Annotated in this window: 16 protein-coding genes; 7 read left to right on the top strand and 9 right to left on the bottom strand. The window is 64.6% G+C overall.

The window, feature by feature from the left end; genetic code table 11:
• Nucleotides 1-41: 41 nt before the first annotated feature.
• The 3 genes from E2K76_RS02885 to E2K76_RS02875 form a co-directional block, all read right to left on the bottom strand.
• The gene (locus E2K76_RS02885; RefSeq protein ID WP_136682764.1) at nt 42-1,385 is read right to left on the bottom strand and encodes an outer membrane protein assembly factor BamB family protein; all 1,344 of its coding nucleotides are present in this window, start codon (nt 1,383-1,385) and stop codon (nt 42-44) included.
• Between the two features lie 8 nt (nt 1,386-1,393).
• Complete coding sequence (locus E2K76_RS02880) at nt 1,394-2,041, bottom strand: hypothetical protein (protein ID WP_136682763.1); 648 nt, start codon at nt 2,039-2,041, stop codon at nt 1,394-1,396.
• A 61-nt stretch (nt 2,042-2,102) separates the two neighbouring features.
• Nucleotides 2,103-3,893, bottom strand: a complete 1,791-nt coding sequence (locus E2K76_RS02875) for an ABCB family ABC transporter ATP-binding protein/permease (protein WP_136682762.1) — start codon at nt 3,891-3,893, stop codon at nt 2,103-2,105.
• 118 nt (nt 3,894-4,011) lie between these two features.
• On the opposite strand from E2K76_RS02875, the gene E2K76_RS02870 reads away from it, so the two are divergent.
• Nucleotides 4,012-4,548 carry an LOG family protein gene (locus tag E2K76_RS02870; RefSeq protein WP_136682761.1) on the top strand — a complete coding sequence of 179 codons (537 nt, stop codon included), beginning with the start codon at nt 4,012-4,014 and terminating at the stop codon, nt 4,546-4,548.
• Here the strand turns inward: E2K76_RS02870 and E2K76_RS02865 are convergent.
• The 4 genes from E2K76_RS02865 to rpsB form a co-directional block, all read right to left on the bottom strand.
• Nucleotides 4,545-4,994 carry a host attachment family protein gene (locus E2K76_RS02865; protein ID WP_136682760.1) on the bottom strand — a complete coding sequence of 150 codons (450 nt, stop codon included), beginning with the start codon at nt 4,992-4,994 and terminating at the stop codon, nt 4,545-4,547. The two genes, E2K76_RS02870 and E2K76_RS02865, sit on opposite strands and share 4 nt — an antisense overlap.
• 99 nt (nt 4,995-5,093) lie before the next feature.
• Nucleotides 5,094-5,693: a superoxide dismutase gene (locus tag E2K76_RS02860; RefSeq protein ID WP_136682759.1), complete on the bottom strand. Its 600-nt coding sequence runs from the start codon at nt 5,691-5,693 to the stop codon at nt 5,094-5,096.
• 186 nt (nt 5,694-5,879) lie between these two features.
• On the bottom strand, nt 5,880-6,755 hold the full coding sequence (gene tsf, locus E2K76_RS02855; RefSeq protein WP_136682758.1) for a translation elongation factor Ts: 876 nt from the start codon (nt 6,753-6,755) through the stop codon (nt 5,880-5,882).
• A gap of 73 nt (nt 6,756-6,828) precedes the next feature.
• Entirely contained in the window at nt 6,829-7,584 is a 756-nt protein-coding gene (gene rpsB, locus E2K76_RS02850; RefSeq protein WP_169053187.1) for a 30S ribosomal protein S2, read from the bottom strand.
• Between the two features lie 185 nt (nt 7,585-7,769).
• Here rpsB and E2K76_RS02845 point away from each other — a divergent pair, with 185 nt between their 5' ends.
• Together E2K76_RS02845 and E2K76_RS02840 are read left to right on the top strand one after the other, a co-directional pair.
• The gene (locus E2K76_RS02845; protein ID WP_181952882.1) at nt 7,770-8,636 is read left to right on the top strand and encodes a PfkB family carbohydrate kinase; all 867 of its coding nucleotides are present in this window, start codon (nt 7,770-7,772) and stop codon (nt 8,634-8,636) included.
• The gene (locus tag E2K76_RS02840) at nt 8,633-9,547 is read left to right on the top strand and encodes a pseudouridine-5'-phosphate glycosidase (protein ID WP_136682755.1); all 915 of its coding nucleotides are present in this window, start codon (nt 8,633-8,635) and stop codon (nt 9,545-9,547) included. The genes E2K76_RS02845 and E2K76_RS02840 overlap by 4 nt, the downstream gene beginning before the upstream one ends.
• Here E2K76_RS02840 and E2K76_RS02835 read toward each other — a convergent pair.
• Nucleotides 9,542-10,312: a 3-hydroxybutyrate dehydrogenase gene (locus E2K76_RS02835; protein ID WP_136682754.1), complete on the bottom strand. Its 771-nt coding sequence runs from the start codon at nt 10,310-10,312 to the stop codon at nt 9,542-9,544. The two genes, E2K76_RS02840 and E2K76_RS02835, sit on opposite strands and share 6 nt — an antisense overlap.
• Before the next feature lie 349 nt (nt 10,313-10,661).
• Here E2K76_RS02835 and E2K76_RS02830 point away from each other — a divergent pair, with 349 nt between their 5' ends.
• The 4 genes from E2K76_RS02830 (at nt 10,662) to E2K76_RS02815 (ending at nt 14,747) form a co-directional block, all read left to right on the top strand.
• On the top strand, nt 10,662-12,371 hold the full coding sequence (locus tag E2K76_RS02830) for an extracellular solute-binding protein (RefSeq protein ID WP_136682993.1): 1,710 nt from the start codon (nt 10,662-10,664) through the stop codon (nt 12,369-12,371).
• 39 nt (nt 12,372-12,410) lie between these two features.
• Nucleotides 12,411-12,752, top strand: a complete 342-nt coding sequence (locus E2K76_RS02825) for a hypothetical protein (protein ID WP_136682753.1) — start codon at nt 12,411-12,413, stop codon at nt 12,750-12,752.
• Between the two features lie 142 nt (nt 12,753-12,894).
• Nucleotides 12,895-13,542 (top strand): DsbA family oxidoreductase, encoded by a 648-nt coding sequence (locus tag E2K76_RS02820; RefSeq protein WP_136682752.1) that lies wholly within the window; start codon nt 12,895-12,897, stop codon nt 13,540-13,542.
• Entirely contained in the window at nt 13,539-14,747 is a 1,209-nt protein-coding gene (locus tag E2K76_RS02815; protein WP_136682751.1) for a multidrug effflux MFS transporter, read from the top strand. The genes E2K76_RS02820 and E2K76_RS02815 overlap by 4 nt, the downstream gene beginning before the upstream one ends.
• Here E2K76_RS02815 and mfd read toward each other — a convergent pair.
• Complete coding sequence (gene mfd / locus E2K76_RS02810; protein ID WP_136682750.1) at nt 14,744-18,196, bottom strand: transcription-repair coupling factor; 3,453 nt, start codon at nt 18,194-18,196, stop codon at nt 14,744-14,746. The two genes, E2K76_RS02815 and mfd, sit on opposite strands and share 4 nt — an antisense overlap.
• Nucleotides 18,197-18,204 lie beyond the last annotated feature (8 nt).

The following is an 18,204-nucleotide window of genomic DNA, read 5'->3' as shown; positions in this document are numbered from 1 at the left end:
CCGCTCTCCTTTGAAGCCCGGTGACTTACACCCTTCGCGCGTCAGCGGAAAGCGTGAATTTGCCCGTTCGTGGAAACCACGTAAAGCGCGCCGCCAGCGACCGCCGGTTGTGCACCGGCCCCGCCCGGAATCTCGGCCGTGCCGACAAGCGCGCCGTTGGTGGGCGAGAAGAAGCGCAATTCGCCGTCGGATGACGCGACCGCGATGCGCCCACCAACCAGAACCGGCCCGTAATGGGCGGTGATGGCGCGGCGTTTCTTGGTTGCCTCAGTTTCGAAATAGGGCATCGGGACGGACCAGATCGTCTCGCCGCTCGAGGCATCCAGCCGAACCAGATGCGCTTCGTCCGAGATCAGGAAGACCGAGCCGCCGACCGGGATGACGGGGCCATAGGCACCTTCGTTCGCCATCCAGATCCGATCGCCGTTCGCGGTCGATATCGCGACCGTCCGGCCCGCCTGGTTGCCGACATAGGTGACGCCGCCATCGACCACCGGATCGCCGGTGATGTCCTGAATGATGTTATAGCTGCTGCCGCGACGCTGCCCGGCGACCGCGCTCGACCATTGGCGAAGGCCCGACTGCCGCAGGACGCCCGTCAACTCGCCGCTGGAGAAGGGGAAGATCACGTTGCCGCCTGCGATGGCCGGCGATCCGGTGCCGATCATCCCGGCGACCGATGCGGTCCCGGCCAAAGTCCAGCGCACGCGCCCATTGGAGGCGTCGATGGCCCATGCGGTGCCGTCCCGGCCCACGGCATAGACCATGCCATCCGCGAAAGTCGGCGCTCCGGTCACCGGCGCGCCGACCGATTGGCGCCAGGCCACCGCGCCCGTCGCAGGATCGAGCGCGATCACCTCGCCATAGCCGGTAGAAGCGAAGACCCGTCCGCCACCATAGGCGATGCCGCCGCCGGAAACCTTCGTCCGTGCGCCCTCATCCGAAGGCTTCAGCGGCGCGGTCCACAAAAGCTGCCCGCCGGTGGAGACGGCAGCAAGGCGGCTGTCCGCGTCCATCGCAAAGATGCGCCCATCGGCTACGACCGGAGCGGCTGCGATGCGCTGGCGGCGAGAATTTCCGGCGCCGAAATCGACACTCCAGACCCGCGCGGGCTGCGCCGACAATGCACCATGGGGTGCAAGATGCTGCGCGTTGCCGCCACGATGGGTCCATGACCCGGTGCTGGTCGCGGGAAGCGAAATGGCGACGGCGCGGTTCGCAACCTGCCCCGTGCCGTCACGCGGTGTCGGGTTTTCCGTGGTCGGAACACTGGCGGAAAGCGGCGCGCGCACGTCGAACCGCTCTCCGGGCAGGATCGGTTCCTTTTCGCAGGCGGCAAGCAGGGTCAGGGTGGCAAGCGCCGCAAGGCCGGTCGTGGTCTTCATCATTTTCCTCAGCCCGCTGCGATTTCGCCACCAAGTGCCGTCACCATCTGCGCGGCGCGCTGGCGCAGCGCAGGCGTTGCCTGCTGATCCGTCGTCAGAGCGGTGAACGCGGCGATGGCCGCATCCGTCTCACCCGCCTCGACGTTCAGATACGCAAGCTGCTCCAGAGCCAGCGGACGATATGGCCGCCCCGGTGCCGCGATGGGGTCCAGCAGCGCGCGGCGTTCTGATGCGGAAATATCCGTCCCCGCAACGACCACTTTCCGCAGCACGGCAAGATCGCGATAGATCGGCGGCAAGGACTGGTCCGCCAGAACCTCGTCCAGCGCGGCAAGCGTTGCGGGCTTGTCCTGTGCCGGGTCCGAGGCCAGTAGCAGGTCCACCACCGCCTCGCGTGCGCCACCAACCGGAGCGGCAGCCAGCGCCTCGCGCCGGGCTTCGGGCGTCGGGGCGGACAGGGCCGCCACGAGCGCATCGCCGAATTGGCGGTCGGAGGTGCGGTCGCCGCTGCGCTGCCATTCGGTCCATGCCGCGCCGCCGACCACGACCAGCACCAGAAGCACGCCGATCCAGCCGTAACGCTTCAAAGCGCCGAACAGTTTTTCGCGGCGCAGTTCGTCGGCCACCTCGTTGATGAAGTTGTCGGAGTTGCTCACGAAAACGCTCCCTGCCTTTGGCGTTCGTCTTACACGGGTTCGGCGGGGGTTGCCAAGGCCGTCATGCGGCCTCGGCCTCCTCGGCGGATTGGCGCGCCCAAAGCTGGGCGTATTTGCCGCCGCGCGCCAGCAGATCCTCGTGCCGCCCATCCTCGATGACGCGGCCCGCCTCCAGCACCAGAATGCGGTCGGCATCTGCGATGGTGGACAGGCGGTGCGCGATGGTGATGACCGTGCGCCCCTGCCCCATATCGCGCAAGGATTCCTGGATATCGCGCTCGGTCTGCGTGTCCAGCGCCGAGGTCGCTTCGTCCAGCAGAAGGATCGGCGGGTTCTTCAGCAGGGTGCGGGCGATCCCGACCCGCTGCTTCTCGCCGCCCGACAGCTTCAGCCCTCGCTCGCCCACTGCCGTCTCATACCCTTCGGGCAGAGAGCTGATGAAATCGTGAATCTTCGCGGCGCGGGCGGCGGCATGAATTTCGGCCTCGGATGCATCGGGGCGACCATAGGCGATGTTGTAGAAGATCGTGTCGTTGAACAGCACCGTATCCTGCGGGACGACACCGATCTGCGCGTGCAGACTGTCCTGCGTGATGTCGCGCAGGTCCTGACCGTCGATCCGCACCGCGCCCGCGGTCACGTCATAGAAGCGGAACAGCAGCCGTCCGATCGTGGATTTTCCCGACCCCGAAGGGCCGACCAGAGCCACCGTCTGCCCCGGCGCGACGCGCAGGTTCAGATCTTTCAGGATCGGGCGTCCGGCGTCGTAGCCAAAGGCAACGTGGTCGAATTCCAGCGCCCCGCCCGTTACATGCAGGTCGCGCGCGCCGGGTTTGTCGGCAATCTCGGTCGGCTGGGCCAGAAGGCCGAACATCTGGCCCATGTCGACCAGCGCCTGCCGGATCTCGCGATAGACGGTGCCGAGGAATCCCAGCGGCATGGTGATCTGGATCATATAGGCGTTGACCATGACGAAATCGCCGACCGTCAGCGCCCCCGCCTGCACACCCCGCGCCGCCATCACCATGACGATCACGAGACCCGCCGTGATGATCAGCGACTGGCCCATGTTGAGGAACGCAAGGCTCTGCCCTGTCCGCACCGCGGCGCCCTCGTATTTCGACATGGCGACGTCATAGCGCAGTGCCTCGCGCGTCTCAGCCCCGAAATACTTGACGGTCTCGAAATTCAGCAGGCTGTCGATGGCCTTCTGGTTGGCATCGTTGTCCTGATCGTTCATCTCCTTGCGGATCTTCACGCGGATCTCGGTGATCTTGAAGGTGAAGGCGACGTAGAGCGCGATGGTCGCAAGCACTACCACCATATAGATCCAGCCGAACAGCGCCCAGAAGATGCCCGCCACCAGAAGCAGTTCGAGGATCAGCGGCCCGATGGAGAACAGAAGGAAGCGCAGAAGGAAATCGACGCCCTTCACGCCGCGCTCCATGATCCGGCTGAGGCCCCCCGTGCGGCGGGTGATGTGATAGCGCATCGAGAGGCGGTGAATATGGGTGAACGTCTCCAGCGCCAGTTTGCGCAAGGCACGCTGCCCCACGCGGACGAAGATCAAATCGCGCAGTTCGCCGAATGCCACCGCACTGAACCGCGCCACGCCATAGGCGACCGTCAACCCGACCGCGCCGAGCGCCAGCAGCGTCGCCGGGTCCTGCGCATCGAAGGCATCCACGACGAGTTTATAGACCATCGGCGTCGTGACCGAGACCACCTTGCCGATGACCAGCGCGATCATCGCGCCCACGACGCGCCGCTTCACCCAAGGTTCGTCCTTCGGCCAAAGGTAAGGCAGCACGCGGGCCATGGTCTGCCAGCCGCTCGTCGGGGTGTCGGTCATCGTCACGATCCTTTGGAAGTGGCCCCTCACCTAAGGTCTGAAGGCGCGAAAGACCAGAGGCGTCACCTTGCCGTCACGCCCCCGCCGCATGTAGGAGGGAAGAAAAAGAGGTGAACCCATGAGCAATCCAATCTCCGTCTGCGTCTTCTGCGGATCGCGCCCCGGCCTGCGCCCCACCTATGCCGAAGCGGCAAAGGCCACGGGCGAGATGATCGCACGGCGCGGCTGGCGGCTGGTCTATGGCGCGGGGGATGTGGGGCTGATGGGCGAGGTGGCGCGCGGCGCGTCGGCGGGCAAATCGCTGGGGGTGATCCCGCTGCATCTGATGGCGCGGGAAAAGGGGCGGCGCGATCTGAACCAGTTCGTCATCACCGAAGACATGCACGAGCGCAAGAAGGTGATGTTCATGAACTCGGACGCGGTGGTGGTGCTGCCGGGTGGCGCGGGCAGCCTGGACGAGTTCTTCGAGGTGCTGACGTGGCGGCAAATCGGCCTGCATGAAAAGCCGATCTTCCTGCTGGATACCGAAGGATATTGGCAACCGTTGCTGGCATTGCTGGATCATTCGATCCGCGAAGGCTTTGCCGAGCCGAGCCTTCGCGAATTCGTCACCGCCGTGCCGGATGTGGCGGCATTGGAAGCGGCGCTGGGTTAGGTCAGTTCGGCCAGCAGGTTCTTTTCGATCTGGTCCACCGGCATCCCGGTCAGCGTCTTGGGGATTTCGAGGATGATCTTGGCCTGAACCTCCTTGTGCAGGTGCGGGCGCATGGCGCCAAGCGTCTGTGGCGGTGCGACGATGACCAAACGGTTGAACTTGCCCTTGTGGGCCAGCTTGAACAGCAGATCTGCAAGACCTTGGGCGAACCGCTCTTTTTCCAGCCGATGGAAGTCGGTCTCCTCGGCCGCCGAACCGATACCGGCGCGGCCGTCGCCCATCCGGCCCGGCTTATCGGTGCCCTGTTCGCGGTCGGGAGGATTGTCGTTGGTTTCTTCACGCCGAACGCGCAGGACCGGATATTGACCGTCGCCTTCGTTTTCGAAGAACAGGGCCTTTTCGCCATCGGCGACAACGACCCAGGTTCCGTTCAAGAGGCGGTTCATCGGCATCTCCTTTTCACTTTGGTCTGTGAAAACGCGAGTGGACGCCGCCTGTTCCCGTAAAGGAGGAAGCCCGCCGGTTTCGGCGGACTTCGGACCGGATCAGAGCTTGGCCGCGACGGCTTCCCAGTTCACCAGTTTGTCGAGGAAGTTCGACAGGTAGGCCGGACGCTTGTTGCGGAAATCGATGTAATAGGAATGCTCCCACACATCGACACCCAGAAGCGCGGTCTGGTCGAACACGAGGGGGTTTACGCCGTTCTCGGTCTTGGTGACCTTCAGCGCGCCCGATGCGTCCTTGACCAGCCATGCCCAACCCGAGCCGAACTGGCCAGCACCGGCGGCGGCGAATTCTTCCTTGAACTTGTCCACCGAGCCGAAGGATTCAGTGAGCGCCTTTTCCAATGCACCGGGGATCTTCTTCTCGCCCGGGCCCATCACTTCCCAGAACAGGTTGTGGTTCCAGTGCTGCGAAGCGTTGTTGAAGATGCCGTTCTGGGCGACCGCGCCGGGCTGGTAGGTGCCCTTGACGATTTCCTCAAGCGACTTGTTCTCCCACTCGGTGCCGGCGATCAGCTTGCTGCCGTTGTCGACATAGGCCTTGTGGTGGATGTCGTGGTGAAATTCCAGCGTTTCCCGCGACATGCCGAGGTCGGCGAGTGCATCGTGGGAATAGGGAAGATCGGGAAGCGTAAAGGCCATGGTGCGGCTCCTCTTTTCGGTTCGAGGTCAATAAGAGGCCGCCGGGCAGGAAGGTCAAGGGGGAGCGCGCGGCGTCAGGCCCCCTCGCGGGAGCCAATCCTTCGCGCGGGCTGCCCTGCGGCAGCGTCACCAGAAACGCAAAACGCCGCCCACGAGGGACGGCGTTCTTCTTTGATGTCGGCTGGATCAGCCTGCGAGGGTTTTCGCCACTTCGGCAGCGAAATCCTCTTTTTCTTTCTCGATGCCTTCGCCGACAGCCATGCGCACGAAGCCGACGACTTCGACACCAGCGTCCTTGGCGGCCTGAGCGACGGTGATGTCGGGGTTCAGGACGAACTTCTGGCCGAGGAGGGTCACTTCCTCGAAGAATTTCGCCATGCGGCCGACGATCATCTTCTCGATCACCGCGTCCGGCTTGCCGGATTCGCGTGCCTGTTCGGTCAGGACCGACTTCTCACGCTCGACCAGAGCGGGATCGAGGTCGGCTTCGCCGAGCGAGGCCGGGTTGGTCGCGGCGACGTGCATGGCGATCTGTTTCGCGATGCCGTTGTCGGTGCCTTTGACGGCAACCAGCACACCGATGCGGCCGAGGCCGTCGGCAGCAGCGGTGTGGACGTAGGAAGCGACCGAGTCACCTTCGACGACAGCCATGCGGCGCAGCGTCATGTTTTCGCCGATCACGGCGATGGCTTCGGTCAGCGTCGTTTCGACCGATTTGCCGTCCAGATCGGCTGCCTTGAGCGCGTCCACGTCCGACACGTTCAGCGCAGCTGCGGTGATGCCCGAAACCAGCTTCTGGAAATCGGCGTTCTTGGCGACGAAGTCGGTTTCCGAGTTGACCTCGACCGCGACACCTTTACCGCCCGAGACGGCAACGCCAACCAGACCTTCGGCAGCGACGCGGCCCGATTTCTTGGCAGCCTTGGCCAGACCCTTGGTGCGCAGCCAGTCGACGGCGGCTTCCATGTCGCCGTTCGTCTCGGTCAGCGCCTTCTTGGCGTCCATCATGCCTGCGCCGGTCGATTCGCGCAGTTCCTTCACCATCTGTGCGGTGATTGCCATCTCGGCTCTCCTCGATATTCGAATGGAAATCCCGGCGGGTTTAATTCCGCCGGGTAACGGTCAGACGACAGGATCAGCCTTCGACGGCTTCTTCCTCGGGGGCCGCTTCCAGCTCGCCCAGGTCGATGCCGGCTGCGCCCATCTGCGCGGTCATGCCGTCCAGCGCCGCACGGGACACCAGATCGCAATACAGCGAGATCGCGCGGGCCGCGTCGTCGTTGCCCGGGATGATGTAGTCGACGCCCTTGGGCGAGGTGTTGGTGTCCACGACCGCGACGACCGGGATGCCCAGCTTCTGCGCTTCGAGGATGGCCAGGTCTTCCTTGCCCACGTCGATGATGAACAGCAGGTCCGGAACGCCGCCCATGTCACGGATGCCGCCCAGCGAGGCTTGCAGCTTGGACTGCTCGCGCTCCATGTTCAGGCGCTCTTTCTTGGTCAGGCCTTCGGCGCCCGACGACATCAGCTCGTCCAGCTGCTTCAGACGCTGGATCGAGTTCGACACGGTTTTCCAGTTGGTCAGCGTGCCGCCCAGCCAGCGGTGGTTCATGTAGTGCTGTGCGCAACGCTCGGCCGCTTCGGCGATCGGCTTCTGGGCCTGGCGCTTGGTGCCGACGAACAGGATGCGGCCGCCTTTTGCAACGGTGTCGCGCACGACTTGCAGCGCCTTGTCCAGCATGGGGACGGTCTGCGTCAGGTCGATGATGTGGATGCCGTTGCGGTCGCCATAGATGAACTCTGCCATCTTGGGGTTCCAGCGTGCGGTCTGGTGGCCGTAGTGAACGCCAGCTTCAAGCAGCTGACGCATGGAGAAATCGGGGAGCGCCATGTCCAATATCCTTTTCCGGTTTGCGCCTCGGCGAAGCCCTCAGGGGTTGCCCCCAACCGGCGGACCACCCGGGGATTTCTCCCCCGAACAGCCCAAGCCTCGCCTGTGAAGTGGGGCGCGTCTACATCGACATGGCGCGCATTGCAACCCCTTGCGCGCATCCCCGGCGTAAAGGACAAGACGGAATGACGCCAGACATCCTTTGCATAGGTTCGGTCCTTTGGGACATCATCGGACGATCCCCCGCCGCGATGCGCGTGGGATCGGACGTGCCGGGCCGCATCACGCGCATCCCCGGCGGGGTCGCGATGAACATCGCCATCACCCTGCGCCGCTTCGGCCTGACCCCGGCCCTTCTGACCGCCATCGGGCGCGATGCCGAAGGGGACGAGCTGGTGGCCGACTGCGCCCGGCTGGGCATGGTGACGGACCATATCTATCGCTCGGACGATCTGCCGACCGACCGCTATATGGCGGTCGAGGGCGCGAACGGGCTGATCGCCGCCATCGCCGATGCTCATTCGCTGGAGGCGGCGGGCGACAAGATCCTGCGCCCGATGCGCGATCTGGGCTGGACGGGGCCGATCGCACTGGACGGAAACCTGACGGAATTGCTGCTGGCCGAGATCGCAGCCTCGCCCCTGTTCGCGAATGCGGACCTGCGCGTAGCCCCGGCCAGCCCCGGCAAGGCGGAGCGGCTGCTGCCGCTGCTGAACCATCCGCGAGCAACCATCTATGTGAACCTCGAAGAAGCGGTGATCCTGTCACGCGTGCAGGCGACGACTGCCGCCGATGCCGCGCAGGCGCTGCTGGACCGGGGTGCATCGCGCGTGCTGGTGACCGACGGGGGCCGCGCCTGCGCCGAAGGGCGAAGCGATGGCGGCGTCATCACCGACCTTCCTCCGCCGGTTCTCGTCACGCGCGTCACGGGCGCGGGTGACAACTTCATGGCGGGGCATATCGTTGCCGAACTTCGCGGTGCAGACCGCGAGGCCGCGCTGAAAGCAGCCCTTCGCGCCGCCGCCGATCATGTTTCAGGAGATGTCCAATGACCGCACCGCTGACCATCCATCCCGAAGTGGCCGAAACACTGGCGGCGAACCGGCCCGTCGTCGCGCTGGAAAGCACGATCATCACGCACGGGATGCCCTTTCCTCAGAACGTCGAAATGGCCCGCTCGGTCGAGGATGCGATCCGCGAACGCGGCGCGATTCCCGCCACCATCGCCATTCTGGATGGGCGCATCCATGTCGGGCTGACGGCGGCAGAGCTTGACCGGCTGGGCCAGTCGCCCGATGCGATGAAGCTTTCGCGCGCCGATCTGGCGGTGGGGCTGACCTCGGGGCGCGTGGGGGCGACGACGGTGGCGGCCACGATGATCTGCGCGAAACTTGCGGGGATCGCGGTCTTTGCCACGGGTGGCATCGGCGGCGTGCATCGCGGGGCCGAAACGACCTTCGACATCTCGGCCGACCTGCCGGAACTGGGGGCGACGGCGGTGACTGTCGTGGCTGCGGGGGCGAAAGCGATCCTCGACATCCCCAAGACGCTGGAGGTGCTGGAGACGAACGGCGTTCCGGTCATCGCCTTCGGTCAGGACGAAATCCCCGCCTTTTGGTCGCGCGACAGCGGCATCAAGGCGCCGCTTCGGATGGATACCGCGGCACAGATCGCCGAAGCGCATCTGATGCGCACCCGGCTGGGTCTGCCGGGCGGTCAGCTGGTCGCCAACCCGATCCCGCAGGACCATGAAATCCCCCGGTCCGAGATCGACCCCGTGATCGAAGCCGCGGTGAAGGAAGCCGAGCAGCAGGGCATCGCCGCCAAGGAGGTGACGCCCTTCCTGCTCGACCGCATCTTCAAGATGACCGAGGGCCGCTCGCTGGACTCGAACATCCAGCTTGTTCTGAACAACGCCCGCCTTGCCGCTGATATCGCAAAGGAAATCAGCGTGCGGTCATAGTGCGGTCCAACCGCCATCCACGCTGATCGTCGTGCCGGTGATCTGGTCGGCGGCGGGCGAGCACAGGAACACCGTCGTGCCGCCCACCTGCTCGACCGTCGCGAACTGCTTCGACGGCTGGCGGTCCAGCATCACTTCGCGGATGGTGGTTTCGCGGTCCTTGCCGGTCTTCTTCATCTGGTCCGGGATCTGCGCCTCGACCAGCGGGGTCAGCACATAACCGGGGCAGATGGCGTTGGCGGTGATGCCCTGCCCGGCACATTCCAGCGCGGCCGTCTTGGTCAGCCCGACGATCCCATGTTTCGCCGCGACATAGGCGGACTTGTAGGGGCTGGCGGTCAATCCATGGGCCGAGGCGATGTTGACGATCCGCCCCCAGCCACGTTCGCGCATTCCCGGCAGGGCGGCGGCGATGGTGTGGAAGGCTGACGACAAATTGATCGCAAGGATCGCATCCCATTTTTCGACCGGAAATTCCTCGATCCCGGCGACGTGCTGGATGCCGGCGTTGTTCACGAGGATGTCGCAGCCACCCGCTTTTTCCACCAGCGCGCGGCAATCCGCCCCGTTGGACATGTCCGCCGCGATGTAACGCGCCTTGATCCCATGGCTCGCCGCCAGATTCGCAGCCAGCGCGTGATCCTCGTCCCGGTCGGTAAAGGAGTTCAGAACGACATCCGCCCCTGCCTTGGCCAGTTCGACCGCGACGCCCAGCCCGATGCCGGAATTCGATCCCGTCACGATTGCTCGTTTGCCTTGCAACATGCCCTACCCCTTGCGTTTGACTCGCCGTCCAAGGTAACCCCGGCGCAGGCTGGTGCGGGAATAAAAAAACGCTGGCACTAGGCCAGCGTTAAGTAGTTGAGGCAGGTTTCATACAGGCAAGAAACCTATCGAGCAGTGAGGTCTTTATACCTCTCCACATGCCCGGGGCCAAGTTAAAAGTTTGAAATGGCTGGCGTAGCGTCTAGTTTCGCGCCGCCAGGGACAGGATCGGGGGCGTCGGGCATTGATCAGGGTGGAAATACAGGGGCGTTTGAAGGCCATCGTTGCGGCAGCGGGCCTTTTGACCGCCGTATGGCCCGCCTTTGCAGAGCCTGTCCACGGCATTGCCATGTATGGCGAGCCCGCCCTGCCCGCAGGCTTCGACCACCTTCCCTATGCCGATCCTGCCGCGCCGAAGGGCGGCACCATCTCTATCGGAGAGGCGGGCGGATTTGATTCGCTCAACCCGTATATCATCCGCGGGCGCGCGCCTTGGAACCTCGGCCCATGGACGGTCGAGACGCTCATGGCGCGGTCGCTGGACGAGCCGTTCACGCTGTACGGACTTCTGGCCGAATCGGTCGAGACGGATGAGGCGCGAACCTTCGTCGAATTCACCCTGCGGGAAGGTGCCCGGTTCTCGGACGGATCGCCGGTCACGGTGGATGATGTCATCTGGTCGTTCGAGACCCTGGCGGCCGACGGGCAGCCTCGCTATGCCGGGTCCTGGTCGAAGGTGGCCGAGACGATCCGCACCGGCCCCCGCTCCGTCCGGTTCACCTTCACCGAGCCAGACCGCGAGTTGCCGCTGGTTCTGGGCCTGCGCCCGGTGCTCAAGAAGGCGCAGTGGGAGGGGAAGGATTTCACCGAGTCGACCCTGGAGCCGCCGATCGGCTCTGGTCCCTATGTCGTGGATGGCGTCGATCCCGGTCGCTCGGTCACGTATCGCCGCAATCCGGATTGGTGGGGGCACGATCTGCCGATCAATCGCGGCCTGTATAACTTCGACACGATCCGCACCGAATTCTATGCCGATACCTCGGTCATGTTCGAGGCGTTCAAATCGGGCAACCTGTCCCTGTGGCGAGAGTTGAACCCCGCCAGATGGGCTATCAACTTCGACTTCCCCGCCGTCCGCGACGGCGGCGTGAAGTTGGAGGAGGTCGCGCACCGCCGCCCCTCGGGGATGGAGGGGCTGGTGATGAACACCCGCCGCCCGATGTTCGACGACTGGCGTGTGCGCGAGGCGTTGATCCTCGCCTTCGACTTCACGCTGATCAACCAGACCCTCACCGGCGGGGTGGAGCCGCGGATCGATTCCTACTTCGCAAATTCCGATCTGGGGATGACCCCCGGCGCGGCTGCATCGCAGGCGGTGGCCGATCTGCTGGCCCCCTACAAGGACAGCCTCGCGCCCGGCGCTCTGGATGGCTATGCCTTGCCCCGACAGGACAGCGCGGGCGCCCAGCGCGAAAACCTGCGGCGCGCGATGCGGCTGCTGGTGGAAGCGGGCTGGCACGTCGAACAAGGCGTTCTGACCCGCGACGGCAAACCCTTCAGGTTCGAGATCCTGCTGCCACAGGGGAATGATCAGGTCGCGACGGTGACGCAGATCTATGTCGAGGCGTTGAAACGTCTGGGTATCGAAGCGCGGATCACCTCGGTCGATTCGGCGCAATACAAGGAACGGACGACGAATTTCGACTATGACATGACCCACATCCTGCGCGCCCTGTCGCTTTCGCCGGGAACCGAGCAGGTGCTTTACTGGGGCTCGGCCGGGGCGAACCAGCCGGGGTCGCGCAACCTGATGGGGATGATGTCGCCCGCCGCGGATGCGATGATCGCCGCGATGCTGCGCGCCAAGGAACCGGACGAGTTCCGGAACGCGACCGAGGCATTGGACCGCATCCTGATGACCGGGCGTTTCGTGGTGCCCTTCTGGTATTCCAAGGTGTCCCGCATCGCCTATCGCGGCGATCTGCGCCATCCGGGGCATGTGCCGCTTTATGGCGACTGGCCCGGCTTCATGCCCGAGACGTGGTGGCAGGAACCGTGACAAGCCCGCTGCGTTGAGCCGTCAAAGAAGGAGATGGCGATGCGCTGGCAGATCGTGGCGAAGAATTGGGAAGCGTTTCGGGATTCGATGCTGGAAACCTGGCCGGAACTGACCGAGGACGATTTGTCCGACGTCGAGGGCGACCGCGCCGCCTTTGAAGCCCGCTTGACCGAGATCGGCGCGGGCGATCGCGACGAGGTCGGACAGCAGGTCGCCGAATGGCTGGAAGGTGCCGTCCCTGCCGACGTGCACATGGACGAGGCACATGACAACGCCTCCATCGCCGAAAGCGTGCTTTATATGTCGCCGGGCGAGGATGCGTCGGATGACGACCGCAAATATGGCGACGACAATCTGGCGGAAGATCCGAAGGGAAGCTGATCGTCCACGCACAGAAACACGTGAAGACGGGCCGATCCGCGCAAAGATGTCTGGTCTTTTTTTCGCAGCTTGGGCATAACCATTCGCGGGCCGCGTCCGTGATCCGTCCGGCGGTCATCAGGTCAAACTTCAGGACTGCGCCATGCCCCGGACAACGATCCGTCTCGACATATTTTCCGACCCCGTCTGCCCTTGGTGCCATATCGGGCGCGCGAACCTGAACCGGGCGCTGGAAAGCCGCCCGGATCATGCGTTCCAGATCGAATGGCACCCGTTCCAACTGAACCCCGACCTGCCCCGCGACGGCGTGGACCGTGCGGACTTCCTCGAAAAACGCTTCGGCAGCCGTGAAAAAGCGGTCGCCGCCTTGGCGAATGTCCAACGTGCGGCAACCGACGCCGGGCTGGAGATGCACCCCGAACGCGCCGCGCGGATGCCGAACACGCTGGACGCCCATCGCCTGATTCATTGGGCGGGGCTGGAAGGCCGGCAGCACGCCGTTGTCGAGGCGTTGTTTGCCGCCTTCTTCCGCGACGGGCGCGATATCGGCGATGCCGCGGTTCTGTCGGCGATCGCAGCAGAATGCGGGATGGACGCAGAGGTGACGGCCCGCCTTCTGGCATCCGACGCGGATCGCGACGATTTGGCCGCCCGCGACGCCGATGCCCGCGAAAAGGGCGTGACCGCCGTTCCGACCTTTCTGATCGATCGCCAATTCGTGGTCCCCGGCGCGCAGTCGGTCGAAACGTGGCAACAGATCATCGACGAAATCGCCGAGCAGATTCAATGACCACAGGCACCGCCCGTCCAGCCGTCTCGCAAGGCGAGTTCATCGCGCTGATCGCGACGATGATCGCAACCGTGGCGTTCTCCATCGATTCAATGCTGCCGTCTTTGCCCTCCATCGCGGCAGAGTTGACGCCGGACGCGCCGAACCATGCACAGCTGATCGTGACCTTCTTCATGCTGGGAATGGGCGTGGGCACGTTCTTCGTCGGGCCGCTGTCCGACGCCTTCGGGCGCAAGACGGTGATGCTGTGCGGCGCCGTGCTTTACTGCGCGGGCGCGCTGATCGCATTGGCCGGCACCACGCTGGAGGCCGTGCTGATCGGCCGGCTGATACAGGGCCTCGGGGGCGCCGGCCCGCGCATCGTGGCGCTGGCGATGGTGCGCGACCTTTACAAGGGGCGCGAGATGGCGCGCGTCGTCAGCTTCATCATGATGGTGTTCACGCTTGTCCCCGCAGTCGCGCCGATGGCCGGCAGCTTCATCATCGCGGGCTTCGGCTGGCGCGGGGTGTTCGTCGCCTTCGTGATCTTCTCGCTGCTGTCTTCGGCATGGATGATGGCGCGCCAGCCCGAAACGCTGCCGGTCGAGGCGCGACGGCCCTTGCGCCTGCCGATCCTGCTGTCCGGCACACGAGAGGTTCTGACCAACCGAAGCGTCCTTCTGTCCATTGCGGTGCAGGCGCTGATCTTCGGCTGCATGTTCGCGACCATCACCTCGGTGCAGCAGATCTTCGACGTAACCTTGGGACGTGGGGACGAGTTTCCCTATTGGTTCGCCATCGGGGCATTGCTATCGGGCGCGTCTAGCTTCTTGAACGCGCGGCTCGTGGTGCGGCTTGGGATGCGTTACCTGATCACGACGATGGTGTCGGTGCAGTTCGTCATCTCGACCATCATGGCGCTGTCCAGCGGATTTGGCCTGATCCCCGAGGCGGCGTTGTTCCCGGCGGTGTTCTTCTGGTTCACCAGCATCTTCTTCATGATGGGAATGACGATGGGCAACCTGAACGCCATGGCGCTGGAGCCAATGGGCCATCTGGCGGGCCTTGCCGCCTCGGTGATCGGCGGGGTCGCGACGGTTCTGGGCGTCATGCTCGCCTCGCCCGTCGGGCTGTCGTTCAACGGCACGGTAGAGCCGCTGGCCATCGGCGTTGCCTGCTTCACCGGCCTTGCGCTTCTGGCCATGCGCGCGCTCCCCGCGCGCTAGGCCTTCTTTTTCATCAGCTTTTCCGCCAGATCGCGGGCGATGCCGAAGGACCCGCGGATGCGGTCGCCTTCGGTCGCCCAGTCGCCGGGGATGGAGATCTTGTTGCCCACGATCTTCGCCCCGGCCTGCGCCTTGACGAAATCGACCAACCCTGCGGGATCGGCAAATTTGTCGTTGTGGAACTGGATCGTCGCCCCCTTCGGCCCCGCATCCAGACGCGAGATCCCGGCACGTTTGCACATCGCCTTGATCCGCACGACCAGCATCAGCGTGTTCACCTCCTTCGGCAGCGGGCCGAAGCGGTCGATCAGCTCGGCCGCAAACCCCTCCATCTCCACTTTGGTCGTCAGGCCCGACAGGCGGCGGTAAAGCCCAAGCCGGATGTCCAGATCGGGCACATATTCTTCAGGGATCAGCACCGGGACGCCAAGGTTGATCTGCGGCGCCCATTGATCATCCGCTTCGGTCAGGCCCGAAATCTCGCCCGATTTGATCTTGGCGATCGTTTCTTCCAGCATCGACTGGTAAAGTTCGTAGCCGACTTCCTTCACATGGCCGGACTGCTCCTCGCCCAGAAGGTTGCCGGCGCCGCGCAGGTCCAGATCGTGCGAGGCAAGGTTGAACCCTGCCCCAAGGCTGTCGAGGCTGGCCAGAAGCTTCAGCCGCTTCTGCGCCTGCGGCGTCAGCGGGCTGCGCGGCTTGGTGGTCAGATAGCAATAGGCGCGGGTCTTGGACCGCCCGACGCGCCCCCGGATCTGGTAAAGCTGCGAAAGGCCGAACATGTCGGCGCGATGGACGATCATCGTATTGGCGGTCGGAATATCCAGCCCCGATTCCACGATCGTCGTCGCCAGCAACACGTCATATTTTCCGTCGTAGAACTCGTTCATCCGCTCGTCCAGATCGCCGGCGGCAAGCTGGCCGTGGGCGACGAGGAACGTGACTTCCGGCACCTGCTCGCGCAGAAACGCTTCAATCTCCGGCAGGTCCGAAATGCGCGGAACGACGAAAAAGCTCTGCCCCCCGCGATAGCGTTCTCGCAGCAGTGCCTCGCGCAGGGTCACGCTGTCGAATTCCGACACATAGGTGCGGATCGCCAGACGGTCCACCGGCGGCGTCGCGATGATCGACAGGTCCCGCACCCCCGTCAGCGACAGTTGCAGCGTGCGCGGAATCGGCGTCGCGGTCAGGGTCAGGACGTGGACCTCGGACCGCATCTCCTTCAGGCGTTCCTTGTGGGTGACGCCGAAATGCTGCTCCTCGTCGATGATCAGAAGGCCGAGGTTCTTGATCTTCACCGTCTTGGCCAAAAGCGCATGGGTGCCGATGCAGATGTCCACCGTGCCGTCGGCCAGCCCGGCCCGCGTCTCCGACGCTTCCTTGGCAGTGATGAAGCGCGACAGTTGACGCACCTTGAAAGGAAAGCCGCGGAAGCGTTCGGAAAAGCTGCGGAAATGCTGGCGGGCCAGAAGCGTCGTCGGGCAGATGACCGCCACCTGCATCCCCGCCATAGCGGCAACGAAGGCGGCGCGCATCGCGACTTCGGTCTTGCCGAAGCCCACGTCGCCCACGACCAGACGGTCCATCGGTCGCCCCGCCTCGAGGTCCGAGACGACGTCGGCAATGGCCGAAAGCTGATCGTCGGTTTCCTGATACGGAAAGCGGGCCGAGAACGCCTCCCACATCTGGTGCGGCGCCTCCAGAATGGGGGCGTGGCGCAGATGGCGTTCGGCGGCGATGCGCATCAGGCGATCCGCAATCTCGCGGATGCGCTGCTTCAGCTTGGCCTTCTTGGCCTGCCACGCGCCGCCGCCCAGACGGTCCAGCAGCCCTTCCTCATGGCCATAGCGGGTCAGAAGCTCGATATTCTCGACCGGCAGGTAAAGCTTGGCATCCTCGGCATAGACGAGATGCAGGTAATCGTGCGGCGGTCCCGGCTTGTTGCGCGGGGGTTGCGGCACGCGCAGCGTCTCCAGCCCCATGTAACGGCCGACGCCATGTTCGACATGCACGACCAGATCGCCGGGCGACAGGGTATCCACTTCGCGCAGGAAATTCTCGGCCTTGCGCTTGCGGCGGGGCTTGCCCACCAGCCGGTCGCCCAGCACGTCCTGTTCCGAAATGACCGCCAGCCCCGGCGCAGTGAACCCCGCCTCCAACGACCAGACGGTCAGAAACAGCCCGCCGCGTGCATCCGGCACATCGCGCATGTCATTAATGGTGCGCCCGGTGACCTGCTGATCGTCCAAGAGACCCGAAAGACGCTCCCGCGCGCCCTCGGACCAACTTGCGATGACGACCTGCCGATCCTCGCGCAGCGCACGAATATGATCGGCGAACGCAGCGAAAAGGCTGATGTTTTCCTGTTGTCGTTCTGGCGCGAAACTGCGGCCCAGCCGCCCGCCCGCATCCAGCACACCCGGCCCCGGCGATTGCGGGTTCGGCGAGAATTGGATGACCCGATGCTCCGTGACGGCAGCCTCCCACGCCGCATCGTCCAGATACAAAAGGTCCGGTGCCGAGGGTTTGTAAACGCTGTCCATCCGCCCCTTGGCGCCCATCGCCTCGCGCCGCGCGTCGTATTGATCGGCGATCCCCTCCCACCGCGACAGGCGCATGGGGGTGATCTGATCGTCCAGCATCACCGCGGCGTTCGGCAGATAATCGAACAGCGTCTCCAGCCCCTCGTGGAAGAAGGGCAGCCAATGCTCCATCCCCTGATGCTTGCGGCCCGCGCTGATCGCCTCATACAGCGGATCGTTCGTGCCCGCCGCGCCGAACTCGATGCGGTAATTCTGGCGGAACCGCGTGATCGAGGCGTCGTCCAGCATCACCTCGGACACCGGCGCAAGGTCGATCATCGTCAGCTTGTCGGTGGATCGCTGGGTTTCGGGGTCGAAATGGCGCAGACCGTCCAGCGTGTCGCCGAACAGGTCCAGCCGGATCGGCGCACCCTCGGGCGGATAGATGTCGATGATGCCGCCGCGAATGGCAAAATCACCGGGCTCGGCCACGGTCGTCACCGGCGAATATCCCATGCGGCCGAGGTAGTCGCGCAGCCGCGTCTCGTCCACGCGATCGCCAAGGCGGGCAGAGAAGCTGGACGCAGCGATCAGGTCGCGCGTCGGCACCTTCTGGGTTGCCGCGTTCATCGTGGTCAGCAGGACGAACGCCCCCGGCATCCCTTGGGCCAGCGCCGCAAGCGTCGCCATCCGCCGTGCCGAAATCGCGGGATTGGGCGAGATGCGGTCATAGGGCAGACAGTCCCAGGCCGGAAATTCCAGCACCGGAACGTCAGGCGCCATCACCGAAAGCGCGGTCCGCATCGCCTCCAGCCGCTTGTCGTCGCGGGCGACGTGGATGACGGGCGCACCCTTTGCCAGCTCTTTCGCCAGCAGCTTCGCGTCATACCCCTCGGGCGCACCGCCAAGGATGATCCGGTTGCTCATCGGCAAAC

Source organism: Falsirhodobacter xinxiangensis, assembly GCF_004959935.1.
GTDB classification, from domain to species: domain Bacteria; phylum Pseudomonadota; class Alphaproteobacteria; order Rhodobacterales; family Rhodobacteraceae; genus Falsirhodobacter; species Falsirhodobacter xinxiangensis.
The sequence above is the reverse complement of the archived record's forward strand: the minus strand, read 5'-3'. Positions and strand labels throughout refer to the sequence as shown.